This window comes from Pseudomonas sp. 13B_2.1_Bac1, from assembly GCF_025466155.1.
GTDB lineage: Bacteria > Pseudomonadota > Gammaproteobacteria > Pseudomonadales > Pseudomonadaceae > Aquipseudomonas > Aquipseudomonas aylmerensis.
On the sequence record NZ_JANLOH010000023.1, the window covers coordinates 1 to 17,563 of the forward strand.

Annotated in this window: 16 protein-coding genes and 1 pseudogene; 12 read left to right on the forward strand and 5 right to left on the reverse strand. The window is 62.3% G+C overall.

All coding sequences use genetic code 11. The features are described 5' to 3' along the window. Positions 1 to 73: 73 nt before the first annotated feature. On the reverse strand, positions 74 to 547 hold the full coding sequence (locus NTD80_RS04940; RefSeq protein ID WP_003176072.1) for an Lrp/AsnC family transcriptional regulator: 474 nt from the start codon (positions 545 to 547) through the stop codon (positions 74 to 76). A gap of 143 nt (positions 548 to 690) precedes the next feature. On the opposite strand from NTD80_RS04940, the gene kynU reads away from it, so the two are divergent. Both kynU and NTD80_RS04950 read left to right on the forward strand, forming a co-directional pair. Then, positions 691 to 1,941 (forward strand): kynureninase, encoded by a 1,251-nt coding sequence (kynU, locus tag NTD80_RS04945; RefSeq protein ID WP_262132402.1) that lies wholly within the window; start codon positions 691 to 693, stop codon positions 1,939 to 1,941. 136 nt (positions 1,942 to 2,077) lie between these two features. Further along, positions 2,078 to 3,484, forward strand: coding sequence for an amino acid permease (locus NTD80_RS04950; RefSeq protein ID WP_106802638.1), 1,407 nt, complete (start codon positions 2,078 to 2,080; stop codon positions 3,482 to 3,484). Here NTD80_RS04950 and NTD80_RS04955 read toward each other — a convergent pair. Then, positions 3,430 to 4,320 (reverse strand): LysR substrate-binding domain-containing protein, encoded by an 891-nt coding sequence (locus tag NTD80_RS04955; RefSeq protein ID WP_262132403.1) that lies wholly within the window; start codon positions 4,318 to 4,320, stop codon positions 3,430 to 3,432. The genes NTD80_RS04950 and NTD80_RS04955 overlap by 55 nt on opposite strands. Before the next feature lie 120 nt (positions 4,321 to 4,440). Here NTD80_RS04955 and NTD80_RS04960 point away from each other — a divergent pair, with 120 nt between their 5' ends. From NTD80_RS04960 to NTD80_RS04980, 5 genes are all read left to right on the forward strand, one after another. Further along, on the forward strand, positions 4,441 to 5,205 hold the full coding sequence (locus NTD80_RS04960; RefSeq protein ID WP_262132405.1) for a sulfite exporter TauE/SafE family protein: 765 nt from the start codon (positions 4,441 to 4,443) through the stop codon (positions 5,203 to 5,205). Between the two features lie 122 nt (positions 5,206 to 5,327). Beyond that, positions 5,328 to 5,918, forward strand: coding sequence for an NAD(P)H-dependent oxidoreductase (locus NTD80_RS04965; RefSeq protein WP_262132408.1), 591 nt, complete (start codon positions 5,328 to 5,330; stop codon positions 5,916 to 5,918). Between the two features lie 30 nt (positions 5,919 to 5,948). Beyond that, positions 5,949 to 6,845, forward strand: coding sequence for a LysR family transcriptional regulator (locus NTD80_RS04970; protein WP_262132414.1), 897 nt, complete (start codon positions 5,949 to 5,951; stop codon positions 6,843 to 6,845). A 103-nt stretch (positions 6,846 to 6,948) separates the two neighbouring features. Then, complete coding sequence (locus NTD80_RS04975; RefSeq protein ID WP_262132416.1) at positions 6,949 to 7,842, forward strand: NAD-dependent epimerase/dehydratase family protein; 894 nt, start codon at positions 6,949 to 6,951, stop codon at positions 7,840 to 7,842. Positions 7,843 to 8,216: 374 nt separating this feature from the next. After that, complete coding sequence (locus tag NTD80_RS04980; RefSeq protein ID WP_262132417.1) at positions 8,217 to 9,662, forward strand: SulP family inorganic anion transporter; 1,446 nt, start codon at positions 8,217 to 8,219, stop codon at positions 9,660 to 9,662. A 23-nt stretch (positions 9,663 to 9,685) separates the two neighbouring features. On the opposite strand, the gene NTD80_RS04985 is transcribed toward NTD80_RS04980, so the two are convergent. Next, complete coding sequence (locus tag NTD80_RS04985; RefSeq protein WP_262132418.1) at positions 9,686 to 10,066, reverse strand: lysozyme inhibitor LprI family protein; 381 nt, start codon at positions 10,064 to 10,066, stop codon at positions 9,686 to 9,688. A gap of 248 nt (positions 10,067 to 10,314) precedes the next feature. Here NTD80_RS04985 and NTD80_RS04990 point away from each other — a divergent pair, with 248 nt between their 5' ends. From NTD80_RS04990 to NTD80_RS05005, 4 genes are read left to right on the forward strand one after another with little or no spacing between them, the layout of a single operon-like run. Continuing rightward, on the forward strand, positions 10,315 to 11,664 hold the full coding sequence (locus NTD80_RS04990) for a gluconate:H+ symporter (RefSeq protein ID WP_106802642.1): 1,350 nt from the start codon (positions 10,315 to 10,317) through the stop codon (positions 11,662 to 11,664). A gap of 12 nt (positions 11,665 to 11,676) precedes the next feature. Beyond that, positions 11,677 to 12,537, forward strand: coding sequence for a MurR/RpiR family transcriptional regulator (locus NTD80_RS04995; RefSeq protein ID WP_065908458.1), 861 nt, complete (start codon positions 11,677 to 11,679; stop codon positions 12,535 to 12,537). A 1-nt stretch (position 12,538) separates the two neighbouring features. Continuing rightward, positions 12,539 to 14,002, forward strand: a complete 1,464-nt coding sequence (locus NTD80_RS05000; RefSeq protein ID WP_262132421.1) for an N-acyl-D-amino-acid deacylase family protein — start codon at positions 12,539 to 12,541, stop codon at positions 14,000 to 14,002. A 29-nt stretch (positions 14,003 to 14,031) separates the two neighbouring features. After that, entirely contained in the window at positions 14,032 to 14,400 is a 369-nt protein-coding gene (locus tag NTD80_RS05005) for a glyoxalase superfamily protein (protein ID WP_213552604.1), read from the forward strand. Between the two features lie 233 nt (positions 14,401 to 14,633). Here NTD80_RS05005 and NTD80_RS31295 read toward each other — a convergent pair whose 3' ends face one another. Beyond that, positions 14,634 to 15,497, reverse strand: coding sequence for a methyl-accepting chemotaxis protein (locus tag NTD80_RS31295; protein ID WP_371920688.1), 864 nt, complete (start codon positions 15,495 to 15,497; stop codon positions 14,634 to 14,636). 39 nt (positions 15,498 to 15,536) lie between these two features. After that, positions 15,537 to 16,553 (reverse strand): annotated as a pseudogene (locus tag NTD80_RS31300) (methyl-accepting chemotaxis protein); the annotation flags it as partial. Positions 16,554 to 16,829: 276 nt separating this feature from the next. On the opposite strand from NTD80_RS31300, the gene NTD80_RS05015 reads away from it, so the two are divergent. Continuing rightward, positions 16,830 to 17,447, forward strand: a complete 618-nt coding sequence (locus tag NTD80_RS05015) for an FKBP-type peptidyl-prolyl cis-trans isomerase (protein WP_065908463.1) — start codon at positions 16,830 to 16,832, stop codon at positions 17,445 to 17,447. Positions 17,448 to 17,563: the final 116 nt, after the last annotated feature.

Below are 17,563 nucleotides of genomic sequence, written 5' to 3' on the forward strand. Positions count from 1 at the left end.
GGGGGGGGGGGGGGCGGCCGCCCCCCCCCCCCCCCCCCACCCCAGCTCCCACAGTTGATGTGGGGTGTTCGTGCTATTTGCGCACTACCAAATCCAGCACCTCATCCCGGTCCTTGATCTTCTGCAACACGATCTCCGAGCGAATATCCATCACCCCCGCCGTGCGGTTCAGGTGGTTCACGATGAAGTCCGAAAAATGCTTGAGGTTGCGTGCCTGCACCCGCAGCACATAGTTGCTGGCGCCGGTGATCACATAGGCACTGGCGACCTCCGGCCAGCCTTGCACCTTCTTGATGAACGTCTCGTGCCAATCCTCCACATCCTGGCGCAATGACAGGTGGACGATGGCCTCCAGTTCAATCCCCAACTGCTCGGCATTCAGGACCGCGCGGTAGCCGCTGATGATTCCCTCGCTCTCCAGCAGGCGCAACCGGCGCAGGCAGGCGGAGGGCGACAGGGCGACCTTTTCCGCCAGTTCCTGGTTGCTGATACGCCCATCCTGTTGCAGAAAATGCAGGAGGCGAAGGTCGGTGGCGTCAAGAATCATGGTTAGAATAAATCCGCGTATTTGGAGGTTAAATTCGAATTTCCTACAGCTTAATTAGCCTGTTACCTACCACTTTGCACGAAAATTCTCTAAAGCTTCGTTCATTATTTGGTCCATATTCCCTATAAAAACCAGGACAGCCCATGACCCTTCGAAGCCATTGCCAAGCCCTAGACGCCCAGGACCCCCTGGCGCCGCTGCGTCAACAGTTCGCCTTGCCGGCGGGCGTGATCTATCTCGACGGCAACTCCCTCGGTGCACGCCCGGTGGCCGCGTTGGCGCGGGCGCAGGCGGTGATCGCCGAAGAGTGGGGCAACGGCTTGATTCGCAGTTGGAACAGCGCGAGCTGGGCGGATCTGTCGCAGCGCCTGGGCAATCGCCTGGCACCGCTGATCGGTGCGCGCGACGGCGAAGTGGTGATCACCGATACCACTTCGATCAACCTGTTCAAAGTGCTCAGCGCGGCGCTGAGCGTGCAGCGCCAGCGCACGCCGGCGCGCAAGGTGATTGTCAGCGAAGCGAGCAACTTTCCCACCGACCTGTATATCGCCGAAGGCCTTGCCGAACTGCTGCAACAAGGCTATTCGCTGCGGCTGGTCAACAGCCCCGAGGAGCTGCCCGAAGCCATCGACCAGGACGTGGCAGTGGTGATGCTCACCCACGTCAACTACAAGACGGGCTACATGTACGACATGCAGGCACTCACCGCCTTGAGCCATGAGTGCGGCGCGTTGAGTATCTGGGACCTGGCGCACTCGGCGGGCGCGGTGCCCATCGACCTGCACGCGGCGGGGGCTGATTACGCGATTGGCTGCACCTACAAATACCTGAACGGCGGCCCGGGCTCCCAGGCGTTTGTGTGGGTGAATCCGGAGTTGGTGGATGTGGTGCGCCAGCCATTGTCGGGCTGGTTCGGGCACACTCGGCAGTTCGCCATGGAGTCGACCTACGCGCCCAGCAGCGGCATTGCACGCTACCTGTGCGGCACGCAGCCGATCACTTCATTGGCCATGGTGGAATGCGGCCTGGAAATTTTTGCCCAGACCGACATGGCCAGCCTGCGCGCCAAGTCGCTGGCCCTGACCGACCTGTTTATCGACCTGGTCGAAGCCCGTTGCGCCGCCCACGACCTGGTGCTGATCACCCCGCGTGACCACGCCCGGCGAGGCAGCCATGTGAGCTTCGAACACCCTGAAGGCTACGCGGTGATCCAGGCGTTGATCGCCCGTGGCGTGATCGGCGATTATCGCGAGCCGCGCATCATGCGCTTTGGCTTTACCCCGCTGTACACCAGCTTTACCGAGGTGTGGGACGCCGTGGAGATTCTCGGTGAAATCCTCGACAACGCCACATGGGACCAGGCGCAATTCAAAGTCCGCAACAGCGTTACTTAAGGGCAACACCTTTCACATGTGGGAGCTGGCTGGCCTGCGATGGCGATGGTGAATTCACCGACGTCATCGCAGGCCAGCCCGCTCCCCCAGGGTCCAACACGGCAGTAACCATCACAATAATAAAGGGGCACCCCACGTGACCACGCCAGACAACGGCTTTGCAGAGATTACCCACCGCGAACTGGGCCTCAGGCGCCAGCTCACTTCCGGCCAGATGAGCATGATCGCCATCGGTGGCGCGATCGGTACCGGGCTGTTCATGGGCAGCGCCTATGCCATCGGCTATGCCGGGCCGAGTGTGCTGATCAGCTACGCCATCGGCGCGCTGATCACCTTGCTGCTGATGGGCTGCCTGGCCGAGATGACGGTGGCCCATTCCACCTCCGGCTCGTTTGGCGCCTACGCCGAGTTCTACGTCAGCCCGCTGGCCGGATTCCTGGTGCGGTATGCCTACTGGGCGGCGATTGTGCTGGCGGTGGGCGCCGAGGTCACGGCGGTGGCGATGTACATGAAGTACTGGTTCGCCAACGTACCGGAGTGGGTATGGATCGTGTCGTTTTCCAGCGTGCTGATCCTGCTCAATGCGATCAGCGTGAAGACTTTCGGCACCTTCGAATACTGGTTCTCGACTATCAAGATCAGCGCCATCGTCGCCTTCATCCTCCTCGCCGTCTACGTCGTGTTCGGTTCCGGCAACCCGGAATATGGCGTACAGAACTACACGGCTCACGACGGCTTTTTCCCGCATGGCCTGAGCGGCATGTGGATCGCGGTGATCGTGTCGATCTTCAGCTACCTCAGCGTGGAGATGATCGCCGTCGCCGCCGGTGAAGCGGCTGACCCGGAACAGGCGGTGAAAAAGGCCTTTCGCGCGACCATCGTGCGGCTGGTGGTGTTCTACCTGCTGACCCTGGCGCTGATGCTCGCCATCGTGCCGTGGAACCAGGCGGGCCAGACCCAGAGCCCATTCGTCACGGTGATGCAGACCATCGGCATTCCCGGGGCGACCGGGGTGATGAATTTCGTGATCCTGATCGCGGCGCTGTCGGCGATGAACAGCCAGCTCTACATCACCACGCGGATGATGTTCAGCCTGTCTCGCGCAGGTTTTGCGCCCAAGTCAATGGGCGCCCTGAGCAAGAGCGGTATTCCGTTGAATGCGCTGTTGCTGTCCAGCTCGGGCATCGCGCTGGCGACCTTGCTTAACGTGGTGTACCCGGAAAGCTCGTTCACCCTGATGATGGCGATCTCGATGTTTGGCGCGATCTTCACCTGGTTCATGATCTTCCTCACGCACCTGTTCTTCCGGCGCTATCGCCAGCGCCATGGCGGCGCGAAGCTGTCGTTCGAACTGCGCCTGTTTCCCTACAGCACCTTGCTGGGCCTGGTGCTGATGGGCGCGGTGATGATCACCACGTACTTCACCGACGCATTCAAGATGACCCTGGTGTTTGGCGTGCCGTTCCTGCTGATCCTGTCGGCGGTGTATTACGGGTTTTTCCGCAAGGGCAGGGCCAAGGCATCGAACAAGGCCCTGGCGTAACCCGGCAGTTGTTCGAACGAGCGTGCGCATAACAGCAATCGACGACAGGCCCAGTCCTCCTTGAGCGGCTGGGCCTTGAAGCGGCGCTCCAGCGGCCAGCGTTCCAGCGCAGCCTGGGGCACGATACCCAGCCCGGCGCCGCCGGCGACCATGCGAATCAGCCCATCAAAGCCATCGGCGCGAATGCGCGTCTGCAAGCGAAAACCCGCGTGCAGCGCCTGCTCCTCCAGGTACACCGCGAGTGCGCTGTTGGCGGCCAGGCCTACGTAGTCGTATTGCAGGCTGTCGATGAAACTCGCCGTGGTCAACGGATGATCGAGGGGCATGATCAGCACCAGCGGGTCGTCGCGAAACGCCAGCGTCTGCAAACCGTGGGTGTCGACCGCATCAGAGATGATTCCCAGGTCGGCCGTGCCTTGGCGCAAGGCCTGGGTGATGCGCAGGCTCGGCAGCTCCTGCAGGTCGATATCCAGGTTGGCGTGTTCGCGCAGGAAACCCGCCAGCAGTTCCGGCAGGTATTCGCTGAGCGCGGTGGTGTTGCACAACAGGCGCACCTGGCCTTTGACGCCATTGGCGTATTCCGCGAGGTCCTGTTGCAGGTGGTCGGCTTGTTGCAACAGCAGGCGCGCGTGGCGGGCCAGGGCTTTGCCGGCCGGCGTTGGGGTGACGCCACGGCGGCCGCGCTCGAGAAAGGCGATGCCCAGCGAGGCCTCCATCGCCCGGATGCGCGCGCTGGCCGCCGCCAGCGACAGATGACTGCGCACGGCGCCGGCGGTGATGTTGCCGGTGTCGAGGATGTGCAGGTAAAGGCGCAGGTCGACCAAATCAAAGTGCATGGCGGGTATTCTCGGGTGATTGGCTTGCCAGCGATGGCGTCATCAGCCTCCTTCAAAACAAGAGGCTGCCTCAGTATATGGCGAATTTTCCGTCGCATCGAAACCCCTCACAATCGCCCCATGAATACCTTCCTGACCTTCTACCAAAACCTCGGCCCAGCCCTGACGCTGCTGGTGATCGGCACTTTCGTGCTGGCCGGCACCGTCAAGGGGGTGATCGGCCTCGGCCTGCCCACCGTCGCCATGGGCATGCTCGGCCTGGCTATGCTGCCGGCGCAGGCTGCGGCATTGCTGATCATTCCCTCGACAGTCACCAATCTCTGGCAACTGGCCTTCGGCGGGCACCTGAGCGCGTTGCTCAAGCGTCTGTGGCCGATGCTGTTGCTGATTTTTCTCGGTACCGGGCTCGGCAGCGTGTGGCTGGGCATGGACGGCGGCCATTGGGTGGTGCGTGCGCTCGGCGGGGCCTTGCTGGTGTACGCATTGAGCGGGCTGTTTTTGCCCACGCTCAAGGTCAAGCCCGAGACCGAACGATGGCTTGGCCCGCTGTGTGGGCTGATCACGGGGGTGATCACCTCGGCCACCGGTGTGTTTGTGATTCCGGCTGTGCCGTACCTGCAGGCATTGGGTTTGAACCGCGATGAGTTGGTGCAGGCGCTGGGCCTGTCGTTCACGGTTTCGACGCTGGCGCTGGCCGCCGGTTTGGCTTGGCGCGGCAGCCTAGGTGGGGGCGAAATCAACGCCTCGATGTTGGCGTTGTTCCCGGCGCTGCTGGGGATGTGGTTGGGCCAGACGCTGCGCCAGCGCATCAGCGCGGTGGTTTTCAAACGCGTATTTTTCATCGGCATGGCGCTGTTGGGAGGCCACCTGCTGATTAGCGGATAATTCACGAGTACGCAGTTATTCGTGCGCATGGGTCAAATGTATTTTGCTGCACCACCGCTTATTCCCAGGGTTGCGAGTCGCTAGTCTGCCGCCAGACATTTCTAACCCCTTGGATCCCTACGATGAAAAAAGTCCTCCTGCTCAACGGCGGTAAAAAGTTCGCCCACTCCGATGGTCGCTACAACACCACCCTGCACGACGCCGCCGTGGCCGTGCTGGACCGTGGCGGTATCGACGTCAAGGTCACCCACATCGACGAAGGCTACGATGTCGCCGAAGAAGTGGCCAAATTCCTCTGGGCCGACGTGATCATCTACCAGATGCCCGGCTGGTGGATGGGCGCACCGTGGATCGTCAAAAAGTACATCGACGAGGTCTTCACCGAAGGCCACGGCAGCCTGTACGCCAGCGACGGCCGCACCCGTTCCGATTCGTCGCAGAAATACGGCAGCGGCGGCCTGATCCAGGGCAAGCAGTACATGCTCTCGCTGACCTGGAACGCGCCGCAGCAAGCCTTTGACGACCCGAGCGATTTCTTTGAGGCCAAGGGTGTCGACGCGGTGTACTTTGCGTTCCACAAGGCCAACGAGTTCCTCGGCATGACTGGCCTGCCGACCTTTCTGTGCGTAGACGTGATGAAACGCCCGGCCATCGAGGCCGACGTGGCGCGCTACGAGCAGCACCTGGCGCAGGTGTTCAACCTCTCGGTGTAAGCTGGCAGGAATCGATAAAGAGGACAGCCTGTGAAAGCCCGATCCGATGAGCTCCAGATCTTTGTCAGCGTGATTGAATGCGGTTCGATTTCCGCCGCGGCGGAGCAGGTCGGGCAGACGCCCTCGGCGGTCAGCCGCACCCTGTCGCGCCTGGAAGCCAAGCTCGACACCACGTTGATCAACCGCACCACGCGGCGCATGGACCTGACCGAGGAAGGTAAGTACTTCTTCGAGCAGGCCAAGGTGATCCTGGCGCAGATGGAGGAGCTGGAAGAGCGCTTGTCATCACGTCAGAAAAACCCGGCCGGGCGCCTGCGCATCAATGCTGCCGTACCGTTCATGCTGCATGGGATTGTGCCGTACATCGACGAGTTTCGCCGTTTGTACCCGGATATCCAGTTGGAGCTGAACAGCGATGACTTGATCATCGACCTGCTGGAACAGAGCACCGACATCGCCATTCGCATCGGCGTGCTGGCCGATTCGACCCTGCATGCGCGCGCCCTCGGCTGGTCGCCGCTGCATATCCTCGCCAGCCCTGAATACCTCAAGCAGCACGGTGCTCCGGCGACGGTGGCCGAGCTGGCCAACCACACGTTGCTGGGGTTCACCCAGACCGAAACCCTCAACCACTGGCCTTTGCGCCATGTGGAGGGCGACCGCTGGCTGATCCAGCCGGGGATTGCTGCGTCGAGTGGTGAAACCCTGCGTCACCTGGCGTTGGCAGGGCAGGGGATTTGCTGCCTGTCGAATTTCATGACCCTGGAAGACATCAGCGCCGGGCGCCTGGTGCCGGTGCTGGAAGCGTTCAATACCGGTTATCGCCAGCCGATCCACGCGGTGTTCTACCGCAACTCGCAACTGGCGCTGCGCATCCAGTGCTTCCTGGACTTCATCCAGGCCAAATTGGCGCGCTATGCCCGTTGATTCGTGACCTGCGCGCAAGAGTGAATTGGGCATCAGGGGCTTATTCGCCAGGGAGGGGTCCGTAACAATGGGCCCATCACTTACCCAGTCAGGAGCACACTCCATGAACGTATTCATCACCGGCGCTGCAGGTTTTATCGGCGGCTCCATCGCCACGGGCCTGGTCAAGGCCTGCCATCACGTTACCGGCCTGGTGCGCAGCGCCGAGCAAGCGGCTGAAATGAGCGCCCTGGGCATTACCCCAGTCATCGGCACCCTGGATGACGCCGGCGTATTGACCGAGCAGGCCAAGCGCGCCGATGCGGTGATCAACGCCGCGAGCAGCGACCATCGTGCTGCCGTGGAAACCTTGCTGGCCGCGTTGAAAGGTTCGAACAAGCCATTCCTGCACACCAGCGGTTCGAGCATCGTCGGTGATGCATCCGGCGGCAAGGCCAGTGATGTCATCTACTTTGAAGACAACCTGCCGGCGCCGACGATCGACAAGGCCGCGCGCGTGGCCATCGACAACCTGATCCTGGCGGCCGCCAACGACGGCGTGAACTCGGCGGTGATCTGTAACACCTTGATCTACGGGCACAGCCTGGGTGTGAAGCGTGACAGCGTGCAATTGCCACGCTTGCTCAAGCAGGCCCGCAAGAGCGGCGTGGTGCGCCACGTGGGGACCGGGCAGAACATCTGGTCCAACGTGCACATTGACGACGTGGTGGCCCTGTATTTGCTGGCGCTGACCAAGAACGTGCCGGGCACCTTCTACTTTGTGGAAAGCGGCGAGGCGGCGTTTATCGACATGACCACCGCGATCGCCGCCGCCCTGAACCTGGGCCAGCCGCAGGATTGGCCATTGGCCGAGGCTGAAGCCGAGTGGGGCTATGAAATGGCCAACTATGGCCTGGGCTCCAACAGCCGCGTGCGCGGCAAACACGCGCGTGAACTGCTGGGCTGGGCGCCGAAGCGTACGTCGGTGGTGGAGTGGATTCGCCACGAGATGGTCTGAGTTTTCTGCCGCTCAACTTGTGGCTGTAGCTGTAGTTGGGCGGGCGGCCGGGCTTTTTTGTGGCGAGCGGGCTTGCCCCGCGTTGGGCTGCGAAGCGGCCCCATCCCAGCCACCGCCTATATTCCGACAGATATGCGCTGAATGGCTTGGGGGGCTGCTTCGCAGCCCGACGCGGGGCAAGCCCGCTCGCCACATCCACACGAAATTGCCTATCACAACAAGCCCGTCTGCCATACAGGCGTGCTTGTCAGAACGACTCTGTTTGTCACAACCGGCCCGTTCCCCTCCGGGGATTGCCTGCCTGAAAAATCTGGTTCTGCCGCGTTCAATTCCGTACCATTCCCGGCCTTATCCCCGCAATGCCCTGGTACCTCATGAACCTCACCCGTCTGCGCGCCGATGCCCTGGCCGGCCTCACCACGTCTTTTGCGTTGCTGCCCGAATGCATCGCCTTTGCCCTGGTCGCCCACCTCAACCCGCTGATGGGCCTCTACGGCGCCTTTATCATCTGCACCCTCACGGCGCTGTTTGGCGGCCGGCCCGGCATGGTGTCGGGGGCGGCGGGCTCGATGGCGGTGGTGATCGTCGCGCTGGTGGTGCAGCACGGCGTGGAGTACCTGCTGGCGACGGTGCTGCTGGGTGGGCTGATCATGGTCGCGTTCGGCCTGTTGCGCCTGGGCAAGCTGGTGCGCATGGTGCCGCACCCGGTGATGCTGGGGTTCGTCAACGGCCTGGCGATCATTATTGCGCTGGCGCAACTGGAACACTTCAAAAGCGGTGACACCTGGCTCAGCGGTACGCCGTTGTATGTGATGACCGGCCTGGTGCTGGTGACCATGGCCATCGTCTACCTGCTGCCGCGCCTCACGCGCGCCGTGCCGCCGGCCCTGGTGGCGATTCTCGGCGTTGGCCTGGCGGTGTACCTGCTCGGCCTGCCGACCCGCACCCTCGGCGACATGGCCCACATCGCCGGCGGCCTGCCGACCTTTGCCCTGCCGCAGATCCCCTGGACCCTGGAAACCCTCGGCATCATCGCGCCCTACGCGTTCCTGATGGCCATGGTCGGCCTGCTGGAAACCCTGCTGACCTTGAACCTCACCGACGAAATCACCGAAAGCCGTGGCTACCCCGACCGCGAAAGCGTGGCCCTGGGGGCGGCGAATATGGTCTCGGGCCTGTTCGGTGGCATGGGCGGTTGCGCGATGATCGGGCAAACCGTAATCAACCTCAGTTCTGGCGGGCGCGGGCGTTTTTCCGGGGTGTTCGCCGGGGTGATGATCCTGTTGTTCATTCTGTTTCTGTCGCCGCTGATCGAGCGGATCCCGCTGGCGGCGCTGGTGGGGGTGATGTTTGTGGTGTCCCAGCAGACCTTCGCCTGGGCGTCGCTGCGGGTCATCAACAAAGTGCCGTTCAATGACGTGCTGGTGATTCTCGCGGTGACGGTGATCACCGTGTTCACCGACCTGGCCACCGCCGTGCTGTGCGGCATCGTGATTGCCGCGCTGAATTTTGCCTGGCAACAGGCGCGGGAGTTGTATGCCGATGAGCACCTGGAGGCCGACGGCAGCAAGCTCTATCGCCTGCACGGCACCTTGTTCTTCGCCTCGACTACGCCATTCCTGAACCAATTCGATCCAGCCAACGACCCGGCCCAGGTGACGCTGGACTGCCGTCACCTGAGCTTTGTCGACTATTCAGCGATTGCCGCGCTGATGACCCTGCGCGAGCGCTACACCAAGGCCGGCAAGCACCTGCGAGTGCTGCATTTGTCCGAGCGCTGCAAGAAGCTGCTCAAGCGCGCCAAGGTCCATCACGATTAACCTGCCGGCTTCTAAAAGGGGAGTTATGGCCCGACCAGGTCTTCGAGTTCCTGGGCGCGGGTCTGGGTCATGTCCAGCACACAGCCGGAACCATTGACCTGGTCGATCGTGCCGCCGGTGGCACTGCCCGCGAAGGCGCAATTGGCGTCGCGGTATTTTATCCACAGGCGCTGCACGTCCTGCAGTTGCTGTTGGCGCGCGCCTTCCTGGGCGGCGAGGGCGGTCTTGTAGGCGCGGTTCAGGCGATCGTCCTGCACCTTGGCTTCCTTGGCGTTGCAACCGACCATGTCGGCGGTCGTGTTGGCGCCGTCCATGCATTTTTTCAGCGCCGCGTTATCGGCGGCCGAGGCAGCGCCGCACAAGGTCAGAAACAGCGCGCCGGCGGCGAGGGAGGTGCGAATCATGGTCGATTTTCCTGGGCATGAGTGGATGCGCATTCTATGACTCAACGCCCGCCCCTGAGTTTCCGGCAGTTGCTGATCTTCATGTAAGAACACACCTTGAATTTTCATGCGTGCGTGTCGGGCATATCCCAACGCGACAGCACGTGTCTGTGGGCGAAAATTACTTTCATAAAATTTGAAAATGCTCTTCGGTAATGATTTATGAGTTTCACAACCAATTCGACGTGACCCTTTCCGAGGAGTACCGCATGGCCGCATTACCGGGCTTCGGGCTATTGGCATACGCTGCCATTGCCATCATTGCCTTGATCGTGCTGATTGCACGTTACCGACTCAACCCGTTTATCGTCATCACCCTGGTGTCCATCGGCCTCGCGCTGATGGCCGGGATGCCGGCGGACACCATCATGGGGTCTTATGAGGCGGGTGTCGGCAAAACGCTGGGGCACATCGCCCTGGTGGTGGCGCTCGGCACCATGCTCGGCAAGATGATGGCCGAATCCGGCGGCGCCGAGCAGGTGGCGCGCACGCTGATCAACCGTTTCGGCGAGCGCAATGCCCACTGGGCCATGGTGTGCATCGCCTTCCTGGTGGGGCTGCCGCTGTTTTTCGAGGTCGGTTTTGTGTTGCTGGTGCCGATCGCCTTTACCGTGGCGCGGCGGGTGGGGGTGTCGATCCTGATGGTCGGGCTGCCGATGGTCGCCGGCTTGTCGGTGGTGCATGCGCTGGTGCCGCCGCACCCGGCGGCGATGATGGCGGTGCTGGCCTATAACGCATCGGTGGGGCAGACCGTGCTCTACGCGATCCTCATCGGCATCCCGACGGCGATCATCGCCGGTCCTGTGTATGCCAAATTCATCGTGCCGCGTATTCACCTGCCGGCGGAAAACCCGCTGGAACGCCAGTTCATCGAGCGCGAGCCTCGCGAGCGTTTGCCGAGTTTTGCACTGACCATGGGCACCATCCTGTTGCCGGTGGTGCTGATGATGATCGGCGGTTGGGCCAACGTCATTTCCACCCCTGGCACCGGGTTCAACCAATTCCTGCTGTTTATCGGCAACTCGGTGATCGCCCTGCTGGTGGCGACCCTGGTGAGCTTCTGGACCCTGGGCCTGGCGCAAGGCTTCAACCGCGAGTCGATCCTCAAGTTCACCAATGAATGCCTGGCGCCGACCGCGAGCATCACCTTGCTGGTGGGCGCGGGCGGTGGCCTGAACCGGATCCTCGTGGATGCGGGCGTCACCAATGAAATCCTTGGCCTGGCCCATGCGTTCCAGTTGTCGCCGCTGGTGATGGGGTGGCTGTTTGCAGCCCTGATGCGCATTGCCACGGGTTCGGCCACGGTGGCCATGACCACCGCATCCGGTGTGGTTGCGCCGGTTGCCCTGGGAATGGGTTATCCACACCCTGAATTGCTGGTGCTGGCCACCGGTGCGGGTTCGGTAATCTTTTCCCACGTCAACGACGGCGGCTTCTGGCTGATCAAGGAATACTTCAATATGACGGTGATCCAGACCTTCAAGACCTGGACCGTATTGGAGACCCTGATATCGGTGGTCGCCTTCGGTCTCACGTATGGTCTGTCCTGCATTTTGTAACCCGGAGACCCCATGGACATCCTCTACCAGATCCGCGCCCGCCAGGATTCCTTCAGCGCCGGCGAAGGGCGTATCGCCAGGCTGATGCTTGAGGATGTGGCATTTGCCGCGTCGGCCAGCCTGGAAGAGTTGTCCCAGCGGGCCGAAGTCAGCACCGCAACCTTGTCGCGGTTTGCGCGCAGTGTCGGCTGTCGCGACTTGCGCGATCTGCGCCTGCAGCTGGCCCAGGCCAGTGGTGTCGGCAGTCGCTTTCTGGACCCGGCGGGGCTGCCCGAGCAGTCGGCGTTTCATCGGCAGATACTCGGCGATATCGAAACGACGTTGCGTCAGCATTTGTCGGGGTTCAACCAGGCGAGTTTTGTCGATGCGGTCAACCTGCTCGGCAAGGCGCGGATGATTCACGCCTTCGGCATGGGCGGCCCGTCGAGCCTGTGCAGCGACGAGTTGCAGGTGCGCCTGGTGCGCCTGGGGTACCCGATTGCTGCCAGCCATGACCCGGTGATGATGCGGGTCACGGCCGCGACGCTGGGGCCCGAACAGGCACTGATCGTCTGCTCGCTGACCGGCCTCACGCCCGAGTTGCTGGAAGTGGTGAAGCTGGCGCGCAACTATGACGCGCGCATCGTCGCTATCACCCTGGCCGATTCTCCGCTGGCCGAGTTGGCGGATGTCCTGCTGCCGCTGCAACCGGCCGAAACCAGTTTTATCTACAAACCCACGGCGGCGCGCTACGGAATGCTGCTGGCCATCGACCTGCTCGCCACCGAGCTGGCGCTGGCCATGCCGGACGACAACCAGGAACGCCTGCGCCGGATCAAGCTGGCCCTGGACGATTATCGCGGCGGCCCTGACAGCCTGCCGCTTGGAGACTGATATGAAGTACGACACGCTGATTCGCCAGGCGCTGATCATCGATGGCAGCAACACCGAAGGCTATGTTGCCGATGTGGGGCTGCGCGACGGGCGCATCGAAACGATCGGCGATTTGTCGGCAGCATACGCCGAGCATGAAATCGAGGCCGCGGGCCGGGTGCTGGCACCGGGTTTCATCGACGTGCACACCCACGATGACACGGTGGTGATCCGCCATCCGCAGATGCTGCCCAAGCTCAGCCAGGGTGTGACCACGGTGATCGTCGGCAACTGTGGCATCAGTGCGTCGCCGGTGAGCCTGCGCGGCGCGCCGCCGGACCCGATGAACCTGTTGGGCACGCGTGAAGCCTTCGCCTATCCGCGTTTTATCGATTACCGCCTGGCGGTGGAAAACGCTCACCCGGCCGTCAACGTCGCTGCGCTGATCGGCCACACGGCGCTGCGCAGCAACCATATGGACGATCTGCACCGCACCGCCACGTCCGGTGAAATCGCGCACATGCGGGCGCAGTTGCAGGAAAGTCTCGAAGCCGGCGCGCTGGGCTTATCCACAGGCCTGGCCTACGCCAGTGCGTTCAATGCCGAGACCGATGAAGTGCTGCAACTGAGTGAAGAACTGACGGCCTTCGGTGCGGTGTACACCACCCATCTGCGCAGCGAATTCGAGCCGGTGCTGGAGGCGATGGACGAGGCTTTCCTGATCGGCCGGCATGCCAAGGCGCCGGTGATCATTTCCCACCTCAAATGCGCCGGTGCCGGTAACTGGGGGCGTAGTCCACAGCTGTTGGCGGCGCTGGAGCTGGCGGCGAAAACCCATCCGGTGGGCTGTGATTGTTATCCCTATGCGGCGAGTTCTTCGACCCTGGACCTCAAGCAAGTCACCGATGCGTTTCGCATCACCATCACCTGGTCCACGCCGCATCCGGAGATGGGCGGGCGTGACTTGCAGGACATCGCTGCCGAGTGGGACGTTTCGCTGATGGACGCGGCGCGTCGCCTGCAACCGGCAGGGGCGGTGTACTACGGGATGGATGAAGCGGATGTACGACGCATCCTCGCGCATCCGCTGTCGATGGTGGGGTCGGACGGCTTGCCCGAAGACCCGTTTCCGCACCCGCGTTTATGGGGCGCGTTTCCACGGGTGCTGGGGCATTTCAGCCGCGACGTGGGGTTGTTTCCACTGCACACGGCGGTGCACAAAATGACCGGCTTGTCGGCGGCGCGTTTTGGCCTGGCTGAGCGCGGTGAAATCCGTGAAGGGTATTGGGCTGACCTGGTGTTGTTCGATCCCTTGCGAGTGCGCGATGTGGCGGACTTCAAAGCCCCGCAACGTGCCGCCGAGGGCATTGACGGTGTGTGGGTCAATGGCGTGCTGAGCTACAGCGACGGGCAGGCCAATGGTCAGCGGCCGGGACGGTTTTTGGCGCGCAGCGGGGATTTGCGTGGCGGGTTTTCGTCTCTATAGTGGTCGATCTCATACACGGAGCGAGCGCAATGCACTTAGGAAAAGTCACCCCCATCCTGCGGATCTTCGACGAGGCCAAGGCGTTGGAGTTCTACGTCGATTTCCTCGGGTTCAAGGTGGATTGGCAGCATCGCTTCGAAGCGAATTTCCCGCTGTATTTGCAGGTGTCGTTGGGCGACTGCGTGCTGCATCTGTCCGAACACCACGGCGATGCTTCGCCCGGCTCGGCGGTGCGGATTCAGGCGCAGGGCGTGGACGCGTACCAGCAGCAATTGCTGGCCAAGGATTATCGGTATGCCAAGCCTGGGGTTGAAGCAACGCCTTGGGGCTCGCGGGAGATGAGCATCAGTGACCCATTTGGCAATCGGCTGGTGTTTGTCGAGGAAGGCGAGGGCTGATCGGTCAATCGCAGGCAATAAAAACCGCCTGGGTAGGCGGTTTTTTTTGCAATCCCAGTGAGTGGCCGGGGTTGCTATCTAAAAAGACGCAATCGACCCGCAGACGGATACTAGGCCGGTTATGTATTCACGCCACTAATCACGTGTGGACATTCCTGCGGGACAGCTTCGATGACCTGTAAGGTCTGAGAAGTGGAGCCGCCTCGGCTTAAACCGAGGCGGCTTTTTGTTGCTTAAACCCGGAAGTGACTGACCATCTGCTGCAATTGGCTGCCCAAACGCGCCAGCTCGACGCTGGACTTGGCCGTCTCGTCGCTCGCCGTTGCAGTCTGTTCCGACACATCACGCACGTTGACAATGCTGCGGCTGATCTCTTCCGCAACGGCGCTCTGCTGTTCGGCGGCGGCGGCGATCTGCTGGTTCATCGACTGGATATTCGACACCGTGCGGGTGATGTTCTCCAGCGATACGCCGGCCTTGCGCGTCAGCTCGACGCTGCTGTCGGTGAGGCTGCGGCTGTTGTTCATCACATTGGCGACTTGCTGGGTGCCGTTCTGCAAACCGGCCACCAGGCCTTCGATTTCCTCGGTGGATTTCTGTGTGCGCTGGGCCAGGCCACGCACTTCATCGGCCACCACGGCAAAGCCGCGACCGGCTTCACCGGCACGCGCCGCTTCAATCGCGGCGTTGAGGGCGAGCAGGTTGGTTTGTTCGGCTACGGCCTTGATCACGTCCATCACGCTGCCAATCTTGTTGCTCTCTTGCTGCAGGTGCGTCATCGCGTCGGTGGAGCGCGCCACTTCGGTGGCCAGGCGCTCGATCTGGGCGATGGCTTCCGCCACGACCTTGTCGCCTTCGCGGGCCTGGCCGTCGGCTTCGGAAGCCGCCTGGGAGGCTTGCTCGGCGTTGCGCGCCACTTCCTGCACGGTGGCAGTCATTTCATGCATCGCGGTGGCGACCTGGTCGGTCTCGATCTTCTGGCTGTTGACGCCGGCGCTGGTCTGCTCGGTCACGGCCGACAGCTCTTCGGCGGCGCTGGCGATCTGGGTGACGCCATCACGAATGCCGCTGATCAGCTCGCGCAGGGTCGTGCCCATGCGCTGGATGCCTTGTTGCAACACGCCCAGTTCATCGCGGCGGGTCACCTGGATGTTGTGGCTCAGGTCGCCGGAAGCGATGCGCTCCACCACGGCCAGGGTTTCCTGCAAGGGGCGGGTGATCTGGCGGGTGATCACCAGGGCGGCAATGACACCGACCAGCAGCGCCAGCAACGTGCTGATCAATTGCAGGCTGCGGGCCTGGGCGCTTTCGGCGTCACGGCGATCCAGCTGGATGTCGTACAGCTTGTCGCTGATGGTGACAATGTCGGCGCCTTGGGTGGTCATTTCGGCGCGGGCGGCAACGATGTTGGCGTTGGCAGCCTTGTAGTTCTGCACGGCGCTGCGGTAGTCGCCCAGGGCGGTTTCTAGCGCGCTCAACGCGCTTTGCTGGCCGGCCCCGAAAACGGCGCTGAGGCCCTTCAGGCCGTTGATGGCTTTTTCGATTTGTGCGGCGGCGCGGGCTTCGGTCTCCGCGTTGACGTTGCCGGTATAGCCGCGCACTTCATAGCGGGCCAACTGGAATTGCATCTTGGCATCGGCGACGGCCTGGAACTGGGCCAGGTGCTCGGAGCTGTCCGGGGCTTGCTTCACGCTGGTTTCCAGCGCGTTGATTTGTGCATTGGCGATGTCGGCCTTTTCGCCCATCAGCTGGCGAGAGGCATTGCCGTTACGGTAGGCCTCGCGCATTTTGTTCAACGACTGCTGGTAGGCGGTGATGATGTTTTTCTGCTCGGTGAGCAGCTTGCGGTTTTCCGGGCTCTTGAAGCTGTCCAGCAGTTTCTGCTGCTGAGCCGTGAACGCGTCCAGGTTGGTCTGTACGTTCTGGGCCACGGCTTCGTCGCCGTTGGCGAGCATGTACTGCAGGCGCACGATCCGCAGTTTGGTCAGCGACGCATTGAGCTGGGTGATGTCGCTCATCCAGTTGCTGCGGTCGATCAGGCCGCCCAGGCTGGTCCAGCCGGTCAGGGCCAGGATCGACGTGAGGACCAGCACCAGGCCGAAGCCCAGGCCGAGTTTGAGATTGACGCTAATGTTGCCGAACCAGCTGTTCATCGAATGCTCCGCAAAAATTGATGTCTGTCTGCTGGACGGTGTTGTTCTTTGAGCCAGCCAAGTTGTGTAGGGCTGTATCGGCGGGGGGCAAGGAATCTGAACCTTTATTCGTAAGCCGATAGGCACCGCCGCCGCATAACCGACCAGCGGCGCTCGGTCGGCGGGCTGCGCGCGGCTGATCCCGGACTGACATCTGTGCTAGTCTGCTGGCCCTTTTAGTTTCGGGCAGTGCAGGAAAACAGTGTTTTCAGCCCTGCCCTACAGCGGAGCCTCTTCATGTCCGAAGTTAATCTGTCCACCGACGAAACCCGCGTCAGCTACGGTATCGGCCGTCAGTTGGGCGACCAACTGCGCGACAACCCGCCACCGGGCGTCAGCCTGGACGCAATCCTGGCTGGCCTGACCGACGCGTTCGCCGGCAAGCCAAGCCGCGTTGACCAGGAGCAAATGGCTGCGAGCTTCAAAGTCATCCGCGAAATCATGCAAGCCGAAGCCGCTGCCAAGGCTGAAGCCGCTGCAGGTGCCGGCCTGGCATTCCTGGCGGAAAACGCCAAGCGTGACGGCATCACCACCCTGGCTTCCGGCCTGCAATTTGAAGTGTTGACCCAAGGTGACGGCGCCAAGCCGACCCGTGAAGACCAAGTGCGTACCCACTACCACGGCACGCTGATCGACGGCACGGTGTTCGACAGCTCCTACGAGCGCGGCCAGCCTGCAGAATTCCCGGTGGGTGGCGTGATCGCCGGCTGGACCGAAGCCCTGCAACTGATGAATGCCGGCAGCAAATGGCGCCTGTACGTGCCGAGCGAACTGGCTTACGGCGCTCAAGGCGTTGGCAGCATCCCGCCGCACAGCGTTCTGGTGTTCGACGTCGAGCTGCTCGACGTTCTGTAAGACCTGCTTTATGTGGGAGCCGGGCTTGCCCGCGATGCAGACGACTCGATCCGAGCTGTTATCGAGTGGATGCTATCGCAGGCAACCCAGCTGCCACACAGGGCCTGTGTGTTGGC